This window comes from Streptomyces roseochromogenus subsp. oscitans DS 12.976 (assembly GCF_000497445.1).
GTDB lineage: Bacteria > Actinomycetota > Actinomycetes > Streptomycetales > Streptomycetaceae > Streptomyces > Streptomyces oscitans.
This window is the reverse complement of the sequence record NZ_CM002285.1, coordinates 3610867-3631363: the sequence shown is the minus strand read 5'-3', so window position 1 is coordinate 3631363 and position 20497 is coordinate 3610867. Positions and strand designations below refer to the sequence as shown.

19 protein-coding genes, 1 pseudogene and 1 riboswitch are annotated in these 20497 nt (G+C 71.5%); of the genes and pseudogenes, 10 read left to right on the top strand and 10 right to left on the bottom strand.

Features of this window, described 5'->3' with window-relative positions; all coding sequences use genetic code 11:
* Positions 1–74: 74 nt before the first annotated feature.
* Positions 75–869, top strand: a complete 795-nt coding sequence (locus M878_RS65395; RefSeq protein WP_023547310.1) for a class II aldolase/adducin family protein — start codon at positions 75–77, stop codon at positions 867–869.
* Positions 870–897: 28 nt separating this feature from the next.
* On the opposite strand, the gene M878_RS65390 is transcribed toward M878_RS65395, so the two are convergent.
* Positions 898–1785: a DUF4429 domain-containing protein gene (locus tag M878_RS65390; RefSeq protein WP_023547309.1), complete on the bottom strand. Its 888-nt coding sequence runs from the start codon at positions 1783–1785 to the stop codon at positions 898–900.
* Positions 1786–1975: 190 nt separating this feature from the next.
* Here M878_RS65390 and M878_RS65385 point away from each other — a divergent pair, with 190 nt between their 5' ends.
* The 3 genes from M878_RS65385 to M878_RS65375 all read left to right on the top strand — a co-directional run bounded on the left by M878_RS65385 (position 1976) and on the right by M878_RS65375 (position 4138).
* Entirely contained in the window at positions 1976–3256 is a 1281-nt protein-coding gene (locus tag M878_RS65385; protein WP_023547308.1) for a hypothetical protein, read from the top strand.
* A 135-nt stretch (positions 3257–3391) separates the two neighbouring features.
* Positions 3392–3922 (top strand): DoxX family membrane protein, encoded by a 531-nt coding sequence (locus M878_RS65380; RefSeq protein WP_037730650.1) that lies wholly within the window; start codon positions 3392–3394, stop codon positions 3920–3922.
* An 18-nt stretch (positions 3923–3940) separates the two neighbouring features.
* On the top strand, positions 3941–4138 hold the full coding sequence (locus tag M878_RS65375) for a hypothetical protein (protein WP_023547306.1): 198 nt from the start codon (positions 3941–3943) through the stop codon (positions 4136–4138).
* Here the strand turns inward: M878_RS65375 and M878_RS65370 are convergent.
* Complete coding sequence (locus tag M878_RS65370) at positions 4135–4344, bottom strand: hypothetical protein (protein ID WP_023547305.1); 210 nt, start codon at positions 4342–4344, stop codon at positions 4135–4137. The two genes, M878_RS65375 and M878_RS65370, sit on opposite strands and share 4 nt — an antisense overlap.
* Positions 4331–5788: a PspC domain-containing protein gene (locus M878_RS65365; protein ID WP_023547304.1), complete on the bottom strand. Its 1458-nt coding sequence runs from the start codon at positions 5786–5788 to the stop codon at positions 4331–4333. Before M878_RS65365 ends, M878_RS65370 begins: the two co-directional genes overlap by 14 nt.
* A 175-nt stretch (positions 5789–5963) precedes the next feature.
* Here M878_RS65365 and M878_RS65360 point away from each other — a divergent pair, with 175 nt between their 5' ends.
* Both M878_RS65360 and M878_RS65355 read left to right on the top strand, forming a co-directional pair.
* Positions 5964–7289 carry an ATP-binding protein gene (locus tag M878_RS65360; RefSeq protein ID WP_031225023.1) on the top strand — a complete coding sequence of 442 codons (1326 nt, stop codon included), beginning with the start codon at positions 5964–5966 and terminating at the stop codon, positions 7287–7289.
* The gene (locus tag M878_RS65355; RefSeq protein ID WP_023547302.1) at positions 7286–8026 is read left to right on the top strand and encodes a LuxR C-terminal-related transcriptional regulator; all 741 of its coding nucleotides are present in this window, start codon (positions 7286–7288) and stop codon (positions 8024–8026) included. Before M878_RS65360 ends, M878_RS65355 begins: the two co-directional genes overlap by 4 nt.
* A 16-nt stretch (positions 8027–8042) precedes the next feature.
* On the opposite strand, the gene M878_RS65350 is transcribed toward M878_RS65355, so the two are convergent.
* Positions 8043–9107, bottom strand: coding sequence for a C40 family peptidase (locus M878_RS65350; RefSeq protein ID WP_031225022.1), 1065 nt, complete (start codon positions 9105–9107; stop codon positions 8043–8045).
* Between the two features lie 561 nt (positions 9108–9668).
* Between M878_RS65350 and M878_RS65345 the strand changes: the two genes are divergently transcribed.
* Positions 9669–9896, top strand: coding sequence for a hypothetical protein (locus M878_RS65345; protein WP_023547300.1), 228 nt, complete (start codon positions 9669–9671; stop codon positions 9894–9896).
* Here M878_RS65345 and M878_RS96360 read toward each other — a convergent pair.
* Positions 9883–10239 (bottom strand): annotated as a pseudogene (locus tag M878_RS96360) (hypothetical protein); the annotation flags it as partial. The gene M878_RS65345 and the pseudogene M878_RS96360 sit on opposite strands and share 14 nt — an antisense overlap.
* 261 nt (positions 10240–10500) lie before the next feature.
* On the opposite strand from M878_RS96360, the gene M878_RS65340 reads away from it, so the two are divergent.
* Entirely contained in the window at positions 10501–10854 is a 354-nt protein-coding gene (locus M878_RS65340) for a hypothetical protein (protein WP_023547299.1), read from the top strand.
* Between the two features lie 3 nt (positions 10855–10857).
* On the opposite strand, the gene M878_RS65335 is transcribed toward M878_RS65340, so the two are convergent.
* Both M878_RS65335 and M878_RS65330 read right to left on the bottom strand, forming a co-directional pair.
* Complete coding sequence (locus tag M878_RS65335) at positions 10858–11823, bottom strand: tellurite resistance/C4-dicarboxylate transporter family protein (protein WP_023547298.1); 966 nt, start codon at positions 11821–11823, stop codon at positions 10858–10860.
* Positions 11824–11975: 152 nt separating this feature from the next.
* Positions 11976–13169 (bottom strand): C40 family peptidase, encoded by a 1194-nt coding sequence (locus tag M878_RS65330; protein ID WP_023547297.1) that lies wholly within the window; start codon positions 13167–13169, stop codon positions 11976–11978.
* Between the two features lie 7 nt (positions 13170–13176).
* Positions 13177–13346: riboswitch (cyclic di-AMP (ydaO/yuaA leader) on the bottom strand.
* A 264-nt stretch (positions 13347–13610) separates the two neighbouring features.
* On the opposite strand from M878_RS65330, the gene pcrA reads away from it, so the two are divergent.
* Positions 13611–16103 (top strand): DNA helicase PcrA, encoded by a 2493-nt coding sequence (gene pcrA, locus M878_RS65325; protein WP_023547296.1) that lies wholly within the window; start codon positions 13611–13613, stop codon positions 16101–16103.
* Between the two features lie 40 nt (positions 16104–16143).
* Here pcrA and M878_RS65320 read toward each other — a convergent pair whose 3' ends face one another.
* Positions 16144–17652 (bottom strand): M23 family metallopeptidase, encoded by a 1509-nt coding sequence (locus M878_RS65320; protein WP_037730128.1) that lies wholly within the window; start codon positions 17650–17652, stop codon positions 16144–16146.
* Positions 17653–17858: 206 nt separating this feature from the next.
* Entirely contained in the window at positions 17859–18710 is an 852-nt protein-coding gene (locus tag M878_RS65315; protein ID WP_023547294.1) for an esterase/lipase family protein, read from the bottom strand.
* 223 nt (positions 18711–18933) lie between these two features.
* Between M878_RS65315 and icmB the strand changes: the two genes are divergently transcribed.
* Positions 18934–19356 (top strand): coenzyme B12-dependent isobutyryl CoA mutase small subunit, encoded by a 423-nt coding sequence (gene icmB, locus M878_RS65310; protein ID WP_023547293.1) that lies wholly within the window; start codon positions 18934–18936, stop codon positions 19354–19356.
* Here the strand turns inward: icmB and M878_RS65305 are convergent.
* On the bottom strand, positions 19332–20497 hold a 1166-nt coding region (locus tag M878_RS65305), incomplete at its 5' end, for a DUF5691 domain-containing protein (RefSeq protein ID WP_023547292.1). The genes icmB and M878_RS65305 overlap by 25 nt on opposite strands.

Below are 20497 nucleotides of genomic sequence, written 5' to 3'. Positions count from 1 at the left end.
AAAACAGCTCTGCCCTTTTGCGCTGACCGGCGGTAACTTCCGGCTCGTACGGCAATTTCCCCGCTGGAGGACCTATGCACGGGCAAACCCCGCCCCTGCCGCTGCCCACCGACCAGCTGCAGTTCGCCATGCCGCCGATGCACGACTCGGTCGAGGACGAACGCCGGCACCGCAAGGAGCGGCTCGCCGGCGCCCTGCGGATCTTCGGGCGGGCCGGGTTCGAGGACGGGGTCTCCGGCCACATCACCGCTCGCGACCCCGAGCACACCGACTGCTTCTGGGTCAACCCGTTCGGGATGCCGTTCAAGCACGTCACCGTCGGCGATCTCGTCCTCGCCAACCAGGACGGGCAGGTAGTCGAGGGCCGTTACCACGTCAATCAGGCCGCGTTCACCGTGCACGCCCAGGTCCACGCCGCCCGCCCGGACGTCGTCGCCGTGGCCCACTGCCACTCGGTGCACGGTCGCGCCCTCGCCGCGCTCGGCGAGCTGATCGACCCCATCACCCAGGAGAGCTGCGCCTTCTACGAGGACGTGGCGCTCTACGACGCGTACACCGGCGTCACCGTCGACATCGAGGAAGGCCGCCGGATCGCCGACGCCCTCGGCTCCCGCAAGGCGCTCGTGCTGCGCAACCACGGACTGCTCACCGTCGGCGACTCGGTGGACGCGGCCGCCTGGTGGTTCCTGTCCATGGAGCGGTCCTGCCAGGTGCAGCTGTTGGCGAAGGCGGCCGGCCGCCCGGTCCTCATCGACCACAAGCTGGCCGTCGCCACCCGCGAACAGCTCGGCGGCGACCTGGTGGCCTGGATCAACTACCAGCCCCTGTGGCAGGACATCAGCCGCAGCGAACCGGACCTGCTCAGCTGACCCGAGGCGCGCGGGCGGCCGGACCTGCTCAGCTGAAGCCTCTGAGCACGGCGGCCTTGGTCCTCGCGAACTCCTCGTCCGTGAGCACTCCACCCCGGTGCAGCTCGCCCAACTCCCGTAGCCGGCGCAGCAGTACGTCATGGTGGTCGGTCTGCGCCGGTACGAGCGCCCGCTCCCGGCCCCGGCCGTCGCCGGCGCCGCCCGCGCGGACGAAGGGATGCGGCAGCCGGGCGGTGACGGCCGTCGCGACCAGCGCGGTCAGCAGATCCCGCCGCACACTGCCCCACAGATCCAGGGTGTAGGGGTCCCGCTCGGGCGGCAGCTTGGAGAACACCGTCTCCGGGGTCACGAACCGCAGAAAGCCGTCCTCGAACCCGGAGTTGGGCAGCCACTCCACCTGCACCAGATCGCGGAGGGCGATGATCCGCGGGCCGGTCGCGCGTTTGACCCGGTCGGAGGAGTCGGCCCAGTCGATGCGCACCTGCGTGCCGTCGAAGGAGACCGTGCCGTCGGAGGACCGCACGGACACCGGCACCGGCGGGCCCGGCAGCAGATAGGCGGCCGTGGGCTCCTTGGGGATCCGGTCGAGGAGCAGGGCGTGCCGGATCTCCTCGGCGACGTACTCCGCGACCCCGCCGCGGTCCGCGGCCACCGTCAGCCGGTAGGGGTCTGCCGGGTCCGGCAGCCGCCCGCCCGTCGCCTGCAGTAGCGGATCGGCGCCCTCGCGCAGCCGCATCCGCAGCCGGCCGCGCTTGCGCTCGGGTTCGTAGACGACGTCCGAGACCGCTTCCAGGGGCACGGAGATCTCCCCGTACGTCTGCCGGAACAGCGGCACGCAGCGGTGCAGTCCGGGGGTGATCCGGATCGTGCTGCCGTCGAAGGCCCAGGTCCCGTCCCGCTGGATGATCTCGGCCATAAGGGAATTCTCGCAGCCGGGTCAACACGGCGGCCCGTAGTTCACCCGCCGTGACCCGGCCCGACGGTCCCGGACGGCTTGTCGTAGGGCACAATTCGCTGTCGACGCAAGGGAGTTGCACGGCGGCGAGGCCCTCTGTCTCAGGGCCGCCGACCGGGCCGGTGAGTCGTGGGAAAGGAGGGCGCCGGGCGTGGCGGTGCAGGAGGCGGGACTGGGCACGGATGCCGAGGGGATGCACGGGGGCGGCTGCACCTGCGGGGACTGTCCGCACGGCGTCCGGGAGGGACACCGGCGGGCCGTCGCCGCGTTTCTGCGCCGGCGCGACGAGTTCGCGGCCGGACAGGGACTGCCGGCGGCCGTGGCGCACTCGGCCTCGGCGTCCCGCCAGTGGGTGTCCGAGGAACTGACCCAGCGGGCGGAGTCCGTCGCCGAACGCGGCCGCGCGGAGGGTGCGGCCCGGCTCGCCCGGCTGTGGCGGCGCACGGTGTGCGCGGTGTGGGGCACGGTCCTCGCGCTGTTGCTCGGTGAGGCGCTCACCGCCGTCGGCGCGGGCTGGACCGGCGCCCGCACTGCGGCCCTGGCCGCGGGGCTCGTCGTCGCCGGCACGCTCAGCGCTGCCTCCTGGCTGCACCGGGCGCGCGGCGGGGTGCTGGCCCCGGTGATCGGCGAGGACAACCGGATGTCCACCTCCCGTACGGTGGCCGCCTGTTGGGTGCTGTTCGTCGGCTACTCCGTTCTGCTGCTGGCCGCCCGGCTGGCCGGCGCGTCCGGCCACGCCGAACGTGACGCGCTGATCTCGGGCCTCGACCTGGCACGCGGCGCGGGCGTGGTGACCGTGCTCGCCGTGGTGTGCGGCATCGCCGTCCTGGTCCGCCGGGTGGTGAGCCTGCGGGTCCTCGCGCAGCGGCTGCAGAAGGTGCCGGCGCACCGGCCGCGCGCCGCCGACCTGCTCACCGACGACTCCGGCCGGGGCGCCTTCGCCGACATCCAGTACGTCGCCATCAGCGCCGTCGCCCTGCTGTTCGCCGCCGTACGGCTGGCCCGCCGCCCCGACCAGCTGCCCGACCTGCCCTGGGGACTGGGCGTGGTGGTACTGGTCTCGGCCGCGACCTACCTCGCCGGCAAGTACGCCGAGGGCGGCCGCCCGGTCGTCCTCTCCGTGGTCCGCGTCCGCGAACCCGGCGACCTGGACGGACCGATCCGCACCGGCGACGACATCGAGATCCGCGGTGCCGGCTTCGTGCCACCCGGCGCCCAGAGCGCCGACCGGCTCTCCCGCATGGTGGTCCGCATCGGCACCGTCGACGTGCACGTGCCGCTGGTCCCCGTCACGGGCGGCTTCAGCAACCCCACCGACACCACTCTGACCGTGCCCGTACCGGCCGATGTTGAGCCCGGGGCGGTGGAGGTGCAAGTGGTCACCGCGGCCGGGGTGGCCACCAACCGGTGCATCGTCCAGGTGACCGACTGAAACATCCCTCGCGCCAGGGGTCGCACGCGGACCCGAAATCCGGAAAAACGTCCGGGATGGGATTGAACTGCGCCCCCCGGTCGTACGTATGGTCAGGTGAGGGGCGGGACGGCGGGCGAGAGGCGGCTGGCGATGATGACTCACGGTATGCGGACCGACACGGACATGAACCGGCTGAACGGCCCGCGCGGCTGGCGCGACACCGCCGCCCACTACGCCCTTCTGCCGCTCCGCGTCTTCCTCGGCGTCACCTTCATCTACGCCAGCCTGGACAAGCTCACCAGTAGCTCCTTCCTGAAGTCCGGCGGGGCCGGGTCCATCGGCGACACCATGCATGCCGCCCGCGACTCCGCAGCCATTCCGGCCCTCGTCGATCTGGCCCTGAAGGCCCCGGTGGGCTTCGGCTACGGCATCGCCCTCGGTGAACTGGCCGTCGGCATCGGCACCCTGCTCGGTCTGCTCGGTCGGCTGGCCGCGCTCGGCGGCGCCCTGATCTCGTTCAGCCTGTGGATGACGGTGAGCTGGGCGACGACCCCCTACTACTACGGCAACGATCTCGCCTACCTGATGGCCTGGCTCCCTCTGATCCTCGCCGGTGCCCCCTACCTCTCCGTCGACGCCGCCTGGCGAGCACGACGCCGACAGCGCCTGGGCGGCTACCGCTAGGCCCGCGACGACGGAGTGGTGCGCGCCGACCTGACCGCCACCGGCCTGGTCCCGCTGATGTGCGGAGTCGCCTACGCCGCGAACGTCCACGGTGCCCCCGCGGCGGCCCGCGCCGAGACCGCCCGCCGCTCTCTGGCCGCGCTCCTGGAGGGCCTGTACGTCCGCCAGGGGCCGAACACCAGCCAGGGTCTGCCCGATCCGGGCCGCACTGCCTAGCCGCTCTCCGTGCCGCCCCGTCTGCGTATGCCCCGTGCCACCGTCGCTGTGGCACCGGCCAGGCACAGGCCGCCCACGATCAGCGGCACGACCGCGAACCACGGCGTCTCCCACAGCCCGCCCGCGTCTCCCGCGAAGACCACGCCGGTGGCAGTGAGGAAGAGCCCGGCGACCAGCCTCCCGGGCTGGAACTCATGACGCAGCACGACTGACCTCCACCTCTCCCAGACCGACGCCGAGCCTGAGGTCCAGCGTGCCCGCGTCCTTGGCGCCCTTGGCCGGAGCCAGCGTCACGCTCTTGTGTCTGTCCGGCTGCACGTCCACGTCCTTCCCGTTCCCGTTCTCCCCGGGCAACCGGATGTCGCCCACGCCCACATCGATCTTCATCCGCACGGTCACGTCCGCCGGCACGATCACCTTCAGCTGTCCCGCACCCACGTGGGCGTCCGTCGCGACCGTCCCTCCCTTGCCCGGACGCACCCGGCTCAGGTCGAGAGTGCCGCGCCCGGTGCCGAGGTCGTACGCCGGCCGCATCTGCGCGGTCGCGGCGGGCGTCCAGGAGGTGTCTCTCCAGTGGGTGGTGATGTCCTTGGGCATGGCCGACGCCCCGGCGAGCAGCGCCGCCGTGACGATCCCCAGGAACACCGTCCCGGCTCCCGTACGCCCCAGGAACGCGCTGACCATGAGACCCAGCCCGAACACCGCCAGCGCGCACGCCAGACCGGTCTGCAAGCTGGTGCCCAGCGGATGCGTGTCCCAGGTCAGCCGGGTCCCCAGGCCGCCCGCCACCAGGGCGAGCAGGAACACCCAGCCGCCGATCCAGCGCGGGCCGCGCGGTCTCGGGGGCACGGCGGGCTGCGGCCGTATGGAACCGGGGTGGGTCCAGGGGGTGGCGATGCCGACGTCGACCACCGAGGTGATGTCCCGGTCCCGGCTGTCGCCGGGCCCCCACAGATAACCGGTGCCGCCGACGTGGGTGCCGTCCTTGACGATCGGGTCCCGCCACCACGACGGGTAGATGGCGACGACCGGCGGCGCCTTGGCCTCCGGCGGGGCGTCGGCGGCGGCCTGCGCGGACAGCGGGTCGGGGTCGGGGGCGCCCCGGCGCCGCGACCAGTACCCGGCGCCCGCCAGCAGCAGGGAGAGCACCGCGGCGAAGGCCAGCACCCCGCCGTTTCTCAGCATGGTCAGGAAGACTCCGCAGCCGACCAGCGCGAACAGCACGGCGGCGAGCGCCTGGCCGTCGACCCGGCCGGTCAGCAGCTTGCGGACCTCGTTCTCCTCCTCGTCCTCGTACGGCACGAGGAGCCAGGCGAAGCCGTAGAAGATGAGGCCGATGCCGCCGGTCGCGGACAGCACGGCCAGGGTGATGCGGAAGATCACCGGGTCCATGTCGGTGTGCCGGCCGAGGCCCGCGCACACGCCCGCGATCATCTTGTGCCGGCGGTCGCGCCGGAACCGCTCGGGGGCCTCGGCGGCCGGCTGGTCCTGGTCCCGCCGCTGTTCGCCGGCATGTGAGTCGGTGCCGACGCCGGCCGCTCCCGTCTTCCCCGTCGCGGCGGGCGCGGCATCCGTCGGTCCGGTGCCCGGGGCCGGGCGCGGGCCGGGGCCGGGTCCCGGACCCGTCGCGGCGTGCTCGTGATCCGTCATGCGTCCATGGTGACCGCCCGGCCGCCGCCGCGGCAGTCGGGACGACCCTGGGCGAACCCTGAAATCGGCCCTGAGACGGGGCCGGGAACCGTTCGAGCGGCACCTGACCGCCCCGCTCCGGTGCTCCCCGACCCGGCTCCGCGGAAGATCAGGGGCGTCTCGGGGGCCGACCCTGATGCCTGGCCCCGCCGGCCATGTGACCATCGTTGGCATGCCGGAAGCCGCAAGCCTGCCAGTCGACGACCCGCGGCCGCCGCGCAAGCTCTACCGCAGCAGCGACGGACGCTGGCTCGGCGGAGTGGCGCGGGGCCTCGCCGGGCATCTCGGGCTGCCCGTCATCTGGGTCCGGCTCGCCTTCGTCGGCCTGTTCATGGCCAACGGCCTCGGCGCGCTGCTGTACGCGGCGTTCTGGTTCTGGGTCCCGCTCGGCGTCGGCGGTGTCGGCGAGCAGAAGCAGCCGCTCGTCGGCACCGCGACCGCGCCGGACGGCCGCCGCAGACTCCTGGCCCGCCGGCCCGAAAAGGGCCAGATCGTCGCACTGCTCCTCATGGTCATCGTGTCCATGGTCTTCGTGGGCAGCGTCAACCTGGGCAGCGCGGCCAAGGCGTATCTGCTGCCCGCGGTACTCGTCGCGGCCGGTGTGGCCCTCGTCTGGCGCCAGGCGGACAACGCCCGCCGGGCCCGCTGGGTCGAGGTCGGCCGCCGGCGCCGCACCCTCACCCTGCTGCGCGCGGCCGGCGGTGTCCTGCTCGTCACGGCCGGTGTCTCCGCCATCTTCGTGCTGCAGGGCTCGGCCGCCCACCTCGGCGCGGTCCTCCAGGCGGCCCTCGTCGTCCTCGTCGGCATCACGCTCCTCGCCGGCCCGTATCTGGTCCGCATGACCCAGGACCTGTCCGAGGAACGCCTGATGCGCATCCGCGCCCAGGAGCGCGCCGAGGTCGCCGCCCACGTCCACGACTCCGTGCTGCACACCCTGACCCTGATCCAGCGCAACGCCGACAACGGGAACGAGGTGCGCCGCCTCGCCCGTGCCCAGGAGCGCGACCTGCGCACCTGGCTGTACAAGCCGGAGGGCACCGGCAAAGACGAGGCCGACGAGCCGGACACGGTCGCCGAGGCGGTCCGGCGCAGCGCCGCCGAGGTGGAGGACAAGCACGGGGTGCCCATCGAGGTCGTCATCGTCGGCGACTGCGCGCTGGACGAGAGGACCGGCGCGCAGATGCAGGCCGCGCGCGAGGCGATGGTGAACGCCGCCAAGTACGGTGGCGAGGGCGGCGCCGTACAGGTCTATGCCGAAGTCGAGGGAAGGACGGTCTTCGTGTCCGTGCGTGACCGTGGCCCGGGCTTCGACCTCGACTCGATACCCGCCGACCGCATGGGCGTCAGAGAATCGATCATCGGCCGCATGGAGCGCAACGGCGGAACGGCCCGGCTGCGGTCGGTTCCGGGCGGCGGCACGGAGGTCGAGCTGGAGATGGAGAGGGCGGAGAAGACGTCATGAGCGACGCGACCGAGACGAACGGCACGGCGGGAGGCGCCGAGACGGCCGGTGCCGGGGCTGCCGGAGGCGGCGGCGGACGGCACGTACGGGTGGTGCTCGTGGATGACCACCGGATGTTCCGCACCGGCGTCCAGGCCGAGATCGGGCAGACCGCCGAAACCGGGGTCGAGGTGGTCGGCGAGGCCGCGGACGTCGACCAGGCGGTCACGGTCATCACCGCGACCCGGCCCGAGGTGGTCCTCCTAGACGTCCATCTGCCGGGCGGCGGCGGTGTCGAAGTGCTGCGCCGGTGCGCGGCGTTGACGGCGGACACCGAGCGGCCCGTCCGCTTTCTCGCGCTGTCCGTGTCGGACGCGGCGGAGGACGTGATCGGCGTGATCCGCGGAGGCGCCCGCGGCTATGTCACCAAGACCATCACCGGCACCGATCTGGTCGACTCGATCTTCCGTGTCCAGGAGGGCGACGCCGTCTTCTCTCCGCGGCTGGCCGGGTTCGTCCTGGACGCCTTCGCCTCCACCGACGCCCCGCCCGTGGACGAGGACCTGGACCGCCTCACCCAGCGCGAGCGCGAGGTGCTGCGCCTGATCGCCCGCGGCTACGCCTACAAGGAGATCGCCAAGCAGCTGTTCATCTCCGTGAAGACAGTCGAGTCCCATGTCTCGGCGGTCCTGCGCAAGCTCCAGCTGTCCAACCGCCACGAACTGACCCGCTGGGCGACGGCCCGCCGACTGGTCTGACCCGTACGGGCCCCCCCTACGCCACCCGGGTCGCCCCCGCGAACGGCATCAGGTCGACCGGGGCCAGCCGGACCGGGGCCGACGGGTTCGGGGCGTGGATGATCTGCCCGTTGCCGACGTAGATGCCGACGTGGCTGACCCCGGAGTAGAAGAACACCAGGTCCCCGGGCTGGAGTTCGGAGCGGGAGACGCGCTGGCCCACGTCGATCTGGGCGTAGGTGGTGCGGGGCAGGGAGATACCGGCGGAGCGGTAGGCGGCTTGGACCAGGCCCGAGCAGTCGAAGGCGTTCGGGCCGGCCGCGCCCCACACATAGGGGCTGCCGAGCTTGGCGTAGGCATAGGAAATGGCCGCCGCAGCACGGGCGTTCGGGGCCGTGGCCGAACCCGACTGGTCCAGCGCCCGCCGGGTGCCCGACGCCGACCGGGAGGCATGACCCGGCGCGGCGCCGTCACCGGTTACCGCGGCCCGCTGCCGCGCGGTGAGCCCGGCCAGCAGCCGCCGGGCCTCGTCCAGCTTGGTGGTGATGGTCTTCTTCTGCCGTTTCAGCTGCGCCTGCCGTGACCGCAGTGAGGTCAGCTCGACGCGCGCGGCACCGCGCAACTGCTCGATCTCCCGCAGCTGTTCGCGCACCTGCGACACGGCGGTGGCCTGCCGGTCGCCGACCCACTCCGCGAACGCGGTGTCGTCCAGATACCGGTCGGGATCGCCGGACAGAGCGAGCTGCACGGCCGGGGCGAAGCCGCCGTCGCGGTACTGCGCCGTCGCGAACGAACCGAGCGCGTCCCGGGCCGAGTTGAGCCTGTCCTGCTTGCGGGCGGTCTCGTCCCGCAGCGCGTTCAGCCGTCGCTGCGCCGAGTCCGCCTCCTCCTTCCCGCCGTCGTACTTCTCGGTGGCCGTCTCGGCTGCCTGGTAGAGCTGGTCCACCTTGGCCTTCACCTGTGCCGGTGTCAGCTGCGGCTCGGCGTGTCCCGTCCCGTCGAACCCCGTCGCGGTGGCCGTGCCCGCCAGGGCGAGAGTGACGGCCGTCCGGGCCGTAGGGCCACCGATCGCGCGTTGTCGGGGCTTGCGGTGCGCTGCCACCTGGACCGTCACGTCCTTCCGTACGACTCGTACGACCGAGGGGTCCGACCGGGCGGTCCGACCGAGTGGTCCGTACGTCACGTCCGGTGACGGCCCGCACAGGGGAAGCGGGCCGCCGCCGGACCTTTCTCGGCGGTGGTGGCCGACTGCCGCCCCTGGCCCGGGCGGCGGTGGGAGCCGGTCACCTGGGGGAGGACGCTAAGCCCGCCTGTGACGAGCAGGTAACGGGGTGTGCGGAACTGGCTCCGACGGGCCGGGATGTGACCGTATGTGACCGCCTCCCCGTTCCAGAGTCGTCGTCTTCACACAGCGTGGTGACCGAAGCGCGGAAAGCGGGCCGGGCGGGAGGCGCGGGGTGCTATGGGGCGCATATATGCGAGCCCGAAGCCAGGGTCGATGCAAGATCGCCGGCGCAAGATCGTCGGGCGCTGTGCCGGGCCCGGTGACACAAGGCGCGTGGCCTCTGGCCAGGCGCCTCACGCCCCCCGAGCTGTCAAGTCGGTTGCTGAGATGCCCGTGTAGCTTTGCTGCCTGTTCGATTACGGACGCAAGGGGGCTTCGGTGGACGTGGTGCGGGTCATGGAAGCATTGGCCGAGCAGGGGGTCACGGTGCTGTTCAAGGCCGATGCCGAGCGCATGCGCGACGGCGTGAAGCCGTGGACGTTCGTGGCAAGCGGGAACCCGTTCCGCGAAGATCTCCTGGTGCGCACGGACGCCGTATCCGTGGAGGCCTGCCTGGATGCCTGCTTGCCCCGACTGCGCGAGTTCGGCCTGGTCATCCCGGAGTAGAAGCTGGGCTCAGGCGGCGGCAGTCGCCCCGAGCCGTTCCCGGCGGGGACGGGGAGGCCTGTGCTTCGTCGTAGTGCTCGCCGTGCTGCAGGCAGTGGCAGAGCCGGCCGACCATGCGGTTGAACAGGTTGCGCAGGGCCGAGGCGTGCCGGTCGCCGTGTTTGTCGCGTCGCCGGCGGTAATGGGTCTTGGATCCGGGGGCGGTCAGGGCGGCGAAGGTTCACAGGTAGTCGGCGTGGTTGAGCCGGTCGTTCTTCACGCGTCGGCGGGTGACGCTGGATTTCTTGCCGGAGGCTCGGGTGATCGGTGATGAGCCCGCGTACGCCTTGGGGTCCCGGGCGTCAACACCGCTCGTGGTGGCGGCCGCGAAGACGCCAGGCGCCTCCGGTCTAACCCGAGGCATCGAGGCCAGCCACGCAACAGGCATCCGCCCGACGCCCACCCGACCGCCACCACCACGAGCGTGAGGACCGACCGCACGGTCTGACCAAAGGCTTCGCGAGCCCAGCTCCGACGAGGCGTGCCAGCCCTCACCACTCGAACATCCCGAGAACGGCACCCTGCCGTCCCTGGGGCTGTTACCGACGAATTAGGCTCCGGCCCCATGGACGTACTCATCCATCTCTTCGTCGGCCTGCACATCATCGGCATCGCTGCGCTGCTCGGCGGTTTCCTCACCCAGATGAAGGCGATGGGCCAGGGCACGGCCCGGTTCGTGCCCGGGATGCTGCACGGCGCGCTGACCATGCTGGTCACCGGCGTGGTCCTGGTCGGCCTCAACCAGGCCGACCACCACCACGTCAACACCATCAAGATCGGCATCAAGCTGGCGCTGCTGATCGTGATCCTCGGGCTCGTCTATGTGAAGCGCGACGAGGAGAAGATCGACAAGGGCGCGTTCGGGACGGTCGGCCTGCTGACCGCGGCGAACATCTTCATCGCCGTGCTGTGGACCTGACGGTCATCCGTCCCCGCCGGCGGTGCGGGCCGCGCGTACCGCACCCGCGGCGACCGCGAGCCACACCGCCACCGCCGCCCACAGCAGCACCCGTCCCGGCCACCTGAGCCACGGGAAACCGACGGCGGTCGCGGCAGACAGTGCCGCCGCCGTCATTCCCATCGGGAACACCGTCGACCACCGCCGCTCGTCATAGCCGAGCCGGGGCCGCACCGCCTCGGCGGCCAGCAGCACCAGATACCAGGCCAGATCCAGTACGAGCAGCGCGACTGTCACCGCGCGCAGCACACCGCGATCGTCGTCGTCCCACAGATACAGGCCCGCATCGTCCCCGGCGACGAGCAGCTTCGCCCCGGCCAGCGCGGAGATCGCGAGCGCCCCGCCCGCGATCCACTGGTTGCCCGCCCCCTCCAGCACCTGCCGCACGTCGAAGTGGGCCAGCGCGAAGCCGTAGAGCACCAAACCCAGCCAGAACAGCACCAGTGCGGTGTGCGCGAGCCACGCCCTGCTCTCGGCCGCCGCCAGCGTGGCCGCCAGCACGGCCAGCCCCTGTGGGGCCACACAACACAGGAACACCGCTCCCGGCATGCGCCGCCTCCAGTGCCGTACGACCAGAGGCAGCAGCACCGGCCAGAGCAGCGCCGCCAGCGCCAGCAGAGCCTCGGCCAGGGTCTGCCGGCCCAGCGCCGAGATCCGGGTGCCGAGCACTGTGGTCGCGGCGACGGCGGCGAGTGCGCCGGGGCTGCCCGCCTCGACCACCCAGCGCTGCCGCTCGGCGAACAGCCGTAGGACGAAGTCGGCGGCCAGTGCCACCCAGGCGACGCAGGCCATCGCCAACGTCACCCGGGAGAGAGCCTCGGCGCCGGTCAGACGCAGGCCCACCGACAGGACGCCGGTCGCCATCACGGCGGCCCCGGCCGCGGGAGGCCGGTCCGCCCACCACGCACGCAGACCTGAGATGCCGGGCATGCGCCGATGCTAGGGAGCCGAGTGATCCCTGCCCGGGAAGGGCACGCGCGCGTGGAGCGCAAAAGCACCGCCACGCGTGCGTACCGGTGTTCTTGCGGCCCACGCGCGCGTGGAGCACGAAAGGCCGGCACGTACCCCGAGCCCGGCGACGGTCAGCCCGGTCGGACCACGCTGTGGATGATCGATGCGCCGCCGTAGTAGATCGACTCCTCGCGGACGTACGCGCCCGGCTTCGGGGCGTGGATCATCATGCCGTTGCCTATGTAGACGCCGACGTGGCTGATGTCGTCGTAGAAGAAGACCAGGTCGCCCGGCCGGGCACTGGCCAGGGAGACCGTGGTGCCGGCGTTGACCTGGTCGTACGTGGTGCGCGGAAGCGTGACCCCGGCGGCCTTCCAGGCGGCCTGGGTCAGGCCCGAGCAGTCGTAGGAGTCAGGCCCTGTGGCGCCCCACACATACGGCTTGCCGATCTGCGAGCGGGCGAAGGCGATCGCCTTCTCGGCCTTCGTGTCGTACGAGCCGGACGTCGAGGAGCCGCCCGAGCCGGAGCCCGTCGACGAACCAGAACCAGAACCAGTTCCAGAAGCGGATCCGGACCCCGTGGACGAGGACGACGACGAGCCGGCCTGCTGCTGCTCGGCCTGCCGCTTCGCCAGCTCGGCCGCCTTGCGCGCCGCTTCCTCCTGCTGCTTCCGCTCGATTTCGGCCAGCCGCGCCTTCTCCTGGGCGGTCAGCTGCGACAGCAGCTCGCGCGCGGAGGCGAGTTTCTTCTGGACGGTGGCCTTGGCGGTCTGCAGGTCGTGCTGCGAATCGGTGAGGGTCTGCAGGCTCTCCGCGGCCTCCCGCCGTTTCTTCATGGTCGCGGCCTGCTCGCCTATGTAGGCGTCGACCTCGCTCTTCTCCCGCGAGGTCAGCCGGTTCATCAGCTGGCTCTCGTCGAAGTAGTCCTGCGGGTTGTCCGCGAGCAGGAAAGTGGCCGTGGGGGGCGCGGCCATGCCTGAGCGGTACTGGGCCGCGGCGAAGGAGCCCAGCTCCTCGCGGGCCTTGTTGAGGCGTTCGGTGCGCCGGGCGACGTCGTCGCGGAGCGCGTCGACGCGTCCCCGCTGTCTGCCGGTGCGTTCCTTGGCCGCGTTGTACTTGTCAGTCGCCGACTCGGCCTGGCGGTAGAGGTCGTCGACCTTCTTCTCGACCTCCTCCAGGCTCGGCTTGGCGTGATCGGTTCCCGGGGCGGCCTCGGCGCTCTGCGAGAGCACGGCCATGGAGGTGAGGGCGGCGGTGGCGAGGGCGGGGGTGCGGAGGCCCGCCCCGATGGTCCCGCCGGGGCGCGGCTTGCGATGCGACGCCAAGGGAGGCGACTCCTTCCAATGGGCCGCCTACCGGGTTAGCTGTCGGGTTCGGGCGGCGGTTCGGAAGGGTTGCCCTACGGCGTCGTCCCGGGCGGGAGTCGGCCGATTCACCCCAGGATCGGTGGGTCCCCGGCTCCGGGCGCCACGCGGGCACGCCGGACTCGGCGGAGGCCGTGCGGCCCGGCGAGGTTCGCCGGTAGGGGTCGTACGGCCCGATCGCACGCTAGCCAACTCGTGTGACTCCTGTGAAGGTTGGTGCGTGATATGTCCGATACATTTTTGTGACCTGGGGGCGGTTTCACAGCTGTGTCATCGGGTCGTTCCGCAGCGTGAGCGGGAGATGGGCTCTGCGGCGGCTGTGAAGATCAACTCTCGCTCGAACCGGCCATGTTCCGGGGACGGCGACCGGTTGTCGGTGGGGCGCCCTAGACTCGGAGAGCGATGAGCAGCCTCTTTGACGACAGCTTCCTGGCGGACCTCCAGACCCCTCGCGGGCACGAGGAGGAGCAACCGCCACCGCCCGAGGACGATCACGCTCCGGAGCCGCTTCCGGACGATCTGTTCGGCGGGAAGTTCGACGCGCCGCCGGACCGGGACGCCTACTACCGCGACGGCGCCCCGCGCCCCGCGCTCGACGCGGCCGCCCTCCTGGAGGGGCTGAACGAGAACCAGCGCGCCGCGGTCGTGCACGCCGGCTCCCCGCTGCTCATCGTCGCCGGCGCCGGCTCCGGCAAGACCCGTGTGCTCACCCACCGCATCGCCCACCTGCTCGCCGAGCGGAATGTGCACCCGGGCCAGATCCTCGCGATCACCTTCACCAACAAGGCCGCCGGCGAGATGAAGGAGCGCGTCGAGCATCTCGTCGGCCCGCGCGCGAACGCGATGTGGGTGATGACCTTCCACAGCGCGTGCGTGCGCATACTGCGCCGGGAGAGCAAGAAGCTCGGCTTCACCTCGTCGTTCTCGATCTACGACGCCGCCGACAGCAAGCGCCTGATGGCTCTGGTCTGCCGTGACCTGGACCTCGATCCCAAGCGCTTCCCGCCGAAGTCGTTCAGCGCGAAGATCAGCAACCTGAAGAACGAGCTGATCGACGAGGAGGACTTCGCCGCCCAGGCCGCCGACGGCTTCGAGAAGACCCTCGCCCAGGCCTACGCGCTCTACCAGTCGCGGCTGCGCGAGGCGAACGCACTCGACTTCGACGACCTGATCATGACGACGGTCAACCTGCTGCGCGCCTTCCCGGACGTCGCCGAGCACTACCGCCGCCGCTTCCGGCACGTCCTGGTGGACGAGTACCAGGACACCAACCACGCCCAGTACGCACTGGTACGGGAACTTGTCGGCACGGGGGAACGCTCCGCCGAGGAGGGCGACACCCCGCCCGGCGAGTACGATCTCCCGCCCGCCGAACTCTGTGTCGTCGGTGACGCGGACCAGTCGATCTACGCCTTCCGCGGCGCGACGATCCGCAACATCCTCCAGTTCGAGGAGGACTACCCGAACGCGACGACGATCCTGCTGGAACAGAACTACCGCTCCACGCAGACCATCCTGTCCGCCGCCAACGCGGTCATCGAGCGCAACGAGTCCCGCCGCCCGAAGAACCTGTGGACCAACGCCGGCCAGGGCGCGCGGATCACCGGGTACGTCGCCGACACCGAGCACGACGAGGCCCAGTTCGTCGCCGACGAGATAGACCGCCTGGTCGACGCGGGCGAGGCCAGGGCGGGCGATGTCGCGGTCTTCTACCGCACCAACGCCCAGTCCCGTGTCTTCGAAGAGGTCTTCATCCGCGTCGGCCTGCCCTACAAGGTCGTCGGCGGTGTCCGCTTCTACGAGCGCAAGGAGGTCCGGGACGTCCTCGCCTACCTGCGCGTCCTTGCCAACCCCGAGGACTCCGTCCCGCTGCGCCGCATCCTCAACGTCCCCAAGCGCGGCATCGGCGAGCGCGCCGAGGCGATGGTCGACGCCCTCGCCCAGCGCGAGAAGATCAGCTTCCCGCAGGCGCTCAAGCGCGTGGACGAGGCCTATGGCATGGCGGCCCGCTCCACCAACGCCGTCAAGCGGTTCAACACGCTGATGGAGGAACTCCGTACGATCGTCGAGTCCGGCGCCGGACCCGCGACCGTCCTGGAGGCGGTACTCGAACGCACCGGCTATCTGGCCGAGTTGCAGTCCTCCACCGATCCGCAGGACGAGACCCGCATCGAGAACCTCCAGGAACTGGCTGCCGTGGCCCTGGAGTTCGAGCAGGAGCGCGGGGAGGGAGAGGCCGGCACACTGGCCGACTTCCTGGAGCAGGTCGCGCTGGTCGCCGACTCCGACCAGATCCCCGACGAGGACGAGGACGGTTCCGGCGTCATCACCCTGATGACCCTGCACACCGCCAAGGGCCTGGAGTTCCCGGTCGTCTTCCTGACCGGCATGGAGGACGGAGTCTTCCCGCACATGCGCGCGCTCGGCCAGACCAAGGAGCTGGAGGAGGAGCGGCGCCTGGCGTACGTCGGCATCACGCGCGCGCGGGAGCGGCTCTACCTCACACGCTCGGCGATGCGCAGCGCCTGGGGCCAGCCGTCGTACAACCCGCCCTCCCGCTTCCTGGAGGAGATCCCGCCCGCCCATGTGGAGTGGAAGCGGACGGGAGCGGCGGCACCGGTGTCCTCCGGACCGGCCTCCGGGATCGCGGCCTCGCTGTCCTCGACCCGCTCGCGCTCCTCGGCGTCGGGCGCGTCCGGGTTCGCCACGCGGCGCACGGCGGAGAAGCCGGTGGTCGCGCTGGCCGTCGGGGACCGGGTCACCCACGACCAGTTCGGGCTCGGCACGGTCGTCGCCGTGAAGGGCACAGGCGCGAACGCGGAGGCGACCATCGACTTCGGCGACACCAAGCCGAAGCGCCTGCTGCTGCGGTACGCGCCGGTGGAGAAGCTGTAAGTCAAAGGGCCCTCGCCGTCGGCGAGGGCCCGCTGGATGCTCAGGTCGGATCGAGTCCGTGGCTCCGCAGCCACGGCAACGGGTCTATCGCCGCCCCGCCCGCGGGACGCACCTCGAAATGGAGATGCGGGCCTGTGGAGTTGCCCGAGTTGCCGGAGTAGGCGATCGGCTCGCCGGCCTTGACGCTCGTACCGGAGGAGACCTGGTAGCTGGACAGGTGGCAGTACCAGGTCTCCGTGCCGTCCTTCGCCGTCACGATCATCATGTTGCCGTAGGCGCTGTTCCACTTGGTGGAGACGACGCCGTCGGTCGCGGCCATCACCGTGGTGCCGTAGGAGACCGGGAAGTCGATGCCCGTGTGCACGGACATCCAGTTCACGCCCGCCTGGCCGAAGTAGGCGCTGAGTCCCTTCTGCGTGACCGGCAGCACGAACTTCGGGCGCATCCGCTCCTTGAGCGCGGCCGCCGCGGCCGCCTTCTTCTTCTCCTGCGCCTGCTGGTTCTTGAGGTCGATCCGCTCCTGCGTCCGGCTCGCCCGGTCGGCGAAGTTCTCGGCGCCGGCGGAGAGGGTCGTGAGCTGGGAGTCCAGCTTGCTGTTGGCGACCGACGGCTTGACCGCGTGCGCGTCCGAGGCGGTGGTGTCCGTGCTGTCGTCGGTCAGGGCGCCGACCGAGGCGGCGGCGATCCCGGCGACCCCCATCACACAGGCCGAGGGCACGGCGACGGTCAGCAGCGCGGAGCGCTTGGCGGGCGTACGACGGCGGGAACGCGCGGCGGTGCGTGAGCCGGCGCGGCTCGCCGGCGCCGGAGTGGCCTCTTCCTGGTCGTCCAGCAGATCGGTCGCGGCGGGCAGTACGCCCGTGGCACCTGACTCGTCGTCCCCGGACGGCTGTTCACCGAAGACGCTGTCCTCGTACGGCGTCCCGTCCGCGTACAGCGCCTGGTCCTCGTACGGTGCCTGGTCCTCGTACGGCGCCCGCTGCTCGTACGGCACCTGTGCGAAGGTGCTGGTGGCGTGCTGGTCGAACGGTTCGGCAGCTTGCGCCTGCGCGGGCACGGCCTGGCCGCCGGAGTTCCACTGGGTGGCGTCGTACGTGCCCGACTCGAAGGTCTGGGTGCCCCACTCCCACTGCTGGGTCGGCTCGGCGACACCGGACTGGTCGGGCTGCAGCCACGCGGTCGCGTCCCACTGGCCGCTGATGTCATGGCCCGTCGCCTGGGCGGGGACCGTCCAGGCGGTGGCGTCGTGGACGCCGGAGCCGTAGGCGGCATGGTGGGCCGCGTACGGGTCGTAGTGCGGGGTCGGGCCGGTCTGCCACTGCGTGGTGTCGTACGCGCCGGTGCCCTGCCGACCGGGCAGGCTGCCGAAGAGCGGGTCGGTGGAGAAGGAACCGGTGCCGTCCGGAAAACCGGTGGTGCCGTAGTCGCCGTATGTGGTGAAGTCACCGTAGGGGGCTTCATGGCTTCCGTACGGCGCGTAGTGCGCGGCGGAGGCGTCGGAAGCCCGGGCCGGGGTCGTCATGACCCCCGACGGGTGACGATCGTTCACCAACTTCTCTTTCGCCTCGACAACAGGGGCTGCCAGAGCAGTGCGGCGACTGTACCCGCCGGTACCTGGGCGCGACAATCTTCAGCTGGTTTCGCGTTGGCGGGAAACGGGCATTCGGCGGTGTTTCGGGGGCGCCAGGCATGAGTTTGGCCGAGAGTTCGATTGGCGTTCGATGTGTGACGGCTGTTCGTCACCCGCATGTCACGTCACGCCACCGTCAGACCGCCGGCCGTGCGGTCCCCGTGGTGCGCCGTGTCGAGAGCCTCGCGTATCCCGGCCGCGACGGCGGGGTGGACGGGCAGGGCGAGATGTCCGATGCCGGTGACCCGCACGTTCTGCGCGTCGAGATCGGGGTGCTCCAGGCAGGCCGTCTCCAGCGGCACCATCACGGCGTCCAGGTCGCTCCAGAAGCTGACGAACCGCGTACGACAGCCGGGCGCGGGCCGGGCCAGCTCCTCGATCACCCCCGAACCGGGCCGCATCTGGCGCACGATGGGATGGGCGTTGGCCAGCGGTACCGCACTGGTCCCGGAGTGCGGCGTACCCAGCGTGACGAGCGTGCGCACCCGCAGGTCGCCGCCCTGGCGCTGCACGTAATAGCGGGCGATCAGCCCGCCGAGGCTGTGCCCCACGATGTCGACCCGGTCGCTGCCGGTGCGCTCGCAGATCTCCTCGATGTGCCGGCCGAGCAGTTCGGCGGCGGCGCGGATGTCGCAGGTCAGCGGGGAGTAGTTGAGCGATATGACGCGCTGTCCGCCGTGCTGGGCGAGGTTGCGGCGCAATAACACGAACACCGAACGGTTGTCGATGAAACCGTGCAGCAGCACCACCGGCGGGCCGGAGCGGACCGGCAGCTGGGCGGTGCCGCCCTGGGTGGGCGGGGCGGGGGAGTGGCGCTCCTGGGTGAGGCCGGTCGGATACAGCAGGAGATGGCCGGCCAGGATCGCGGCCTCGAGGGCGGTTGCCTTCAGCAGCGCAACGGACAGTCCGGTCAGTCTGCCGGGCCACAGCCGGCGGCAGAACGGGAGGAAGAGCGGCATTACCCCGGTGACCTTCATGGCCGACCTCCAGTCGGCACACCCGAGGACGGCTCGATCCCCCGTGTGCCCTCATGTCCCATCATGTGATTTCCCCCTCGCTGCGCACCGTAAAACTGCCGGTTGCGGGATGCTGGAGATAACGTTCGTTCACTTCGCGGCGGTGGCGGGACGCGCCAAAAGTGCGGTACTTGTCGTTACGGATGGAAGCGATCGCTTCCGTGGTCGTTTGATGGAGGCAGTGATGGGTGTGGCAGCCGGTCCGATCCGCGTGGTGGTCGCCAAACCGGGGCTCGACGGCCACGATCGCGGGGCCAAGGTCATCGCGCGCGCCCTGCGCGACGCCGGCATGGAGGTCATCTACACCGGGCTCCATCAGACGCCGGAGCAGATCGTCGACACCGCCATCCAGGAGGACGCCGACGCGATCGGCCTGTCCATCCTCTCCGGCGCCCACAACACGCTGTTCGCCGCGGTGATCGACCTGCTCAAGGAGCGCGACGCCGCGGACATCCTCGTCTTCGGCGGCGGCATCATCCCGGAAGAGGACATCCCGCCGCTGAAGGAGAAGGGCGTCGCGGAGATCTTCACGCCGGGTGCGACGACCGCGTCGATCGTGGAGTGGGTGCGGGAGAACGTCCGTCAGGCGGCTGCGTCCGGGGGCTGAACCGACGGTTGGATGAGCGGGGGCTGGTCCGGGGCCAACTCGCGGGCCATGTCCGCCCGCAACCGCAACGTGGTGACCAGCCGCTGGAACGCCTCCGCCCAGTACCCGCCGGCCCCCGGCGCGGCGTCCTCCCGTTCGTCGGGTATCGCCAGCAGCCCCTCCAGCCGGACGGCCTCCGCGGGATCCAGGCAGCGTTCGGCCAGCCCCATCACGCCGCTGAAGCTCCACGGGTAACTGCCCGCATCGCGCGCGATGTTGAGCGCGTCGACGACCGCCCGGCCCAGCGGCACGGCCCAGGGCACCGCGCACACCCCGAGCAGTTGGAACGCCTCCGACAGGCCATGTGTCGCGATGAACCCGGCCACCCAGTCCGCCCGTTCCGCCGGTTCCAGGGCGGCCAGCAGCTTCGCCCGCTCGGCCAGCGACACAGCGCCCGGCCCGCCGGCCTCCGGCGCCGACGGCGAGCCGAGCAGCGCCCTCGACCACTCGGCGTCCCGCTGCCGCACCGCGGCCCGGCACCAGGCCGCGTGCAGCTCGTCCCGCCAGCCGTCCGTCACCGGTAGTGCCACGATCTCGCGCGCCGTCCGTCCGCCGAGCCGTCCCGGCCAGGTGCCGAGCGGAGCGGACTCCACCAACTGCCCCAGCCACCATGACCGTTCCCCTCTGCCCGCGGGGGGCGTGCTCGCCACACCGTCACGCTCCATGCCGGAGTCGCACTCGAGCGGCGGTTCCACCACGATCACCGGCGCGTCCTCCGTACGGTCGAGGGCCACGCACGCCGCGGCCCGTACGGCCATGCGCGCGGCGAGCGCCGAAGCGGGCAGCGCTGACAGCAGTTCCGCCGCCGTCGCCCGCACATTGCGGCTGCGGTCGCCCAACGCCTGCTCCAGGAACGGCTCGTCCGCGGCGGACAGGCCCGTGCGCAGCGAGTCGAGGAACATCAGCCGGTCTTCTGCCCGCTCCGTGGGCCAGGTCGACGCCAGCAGTTCACGCGCGCGTGCGGGCGTGCCGGTGCGCAGCGCGCCCAGCAGGGCCGCCCGCTCGGCGAACAGGCCTTCCTGCCACAGCCGGCGCACCGACTCGGCGTCCTCGGGGTCAGGCAGTGCCGCGCCGCCGCCGGGGGCCGCACGCAGGGCGAACC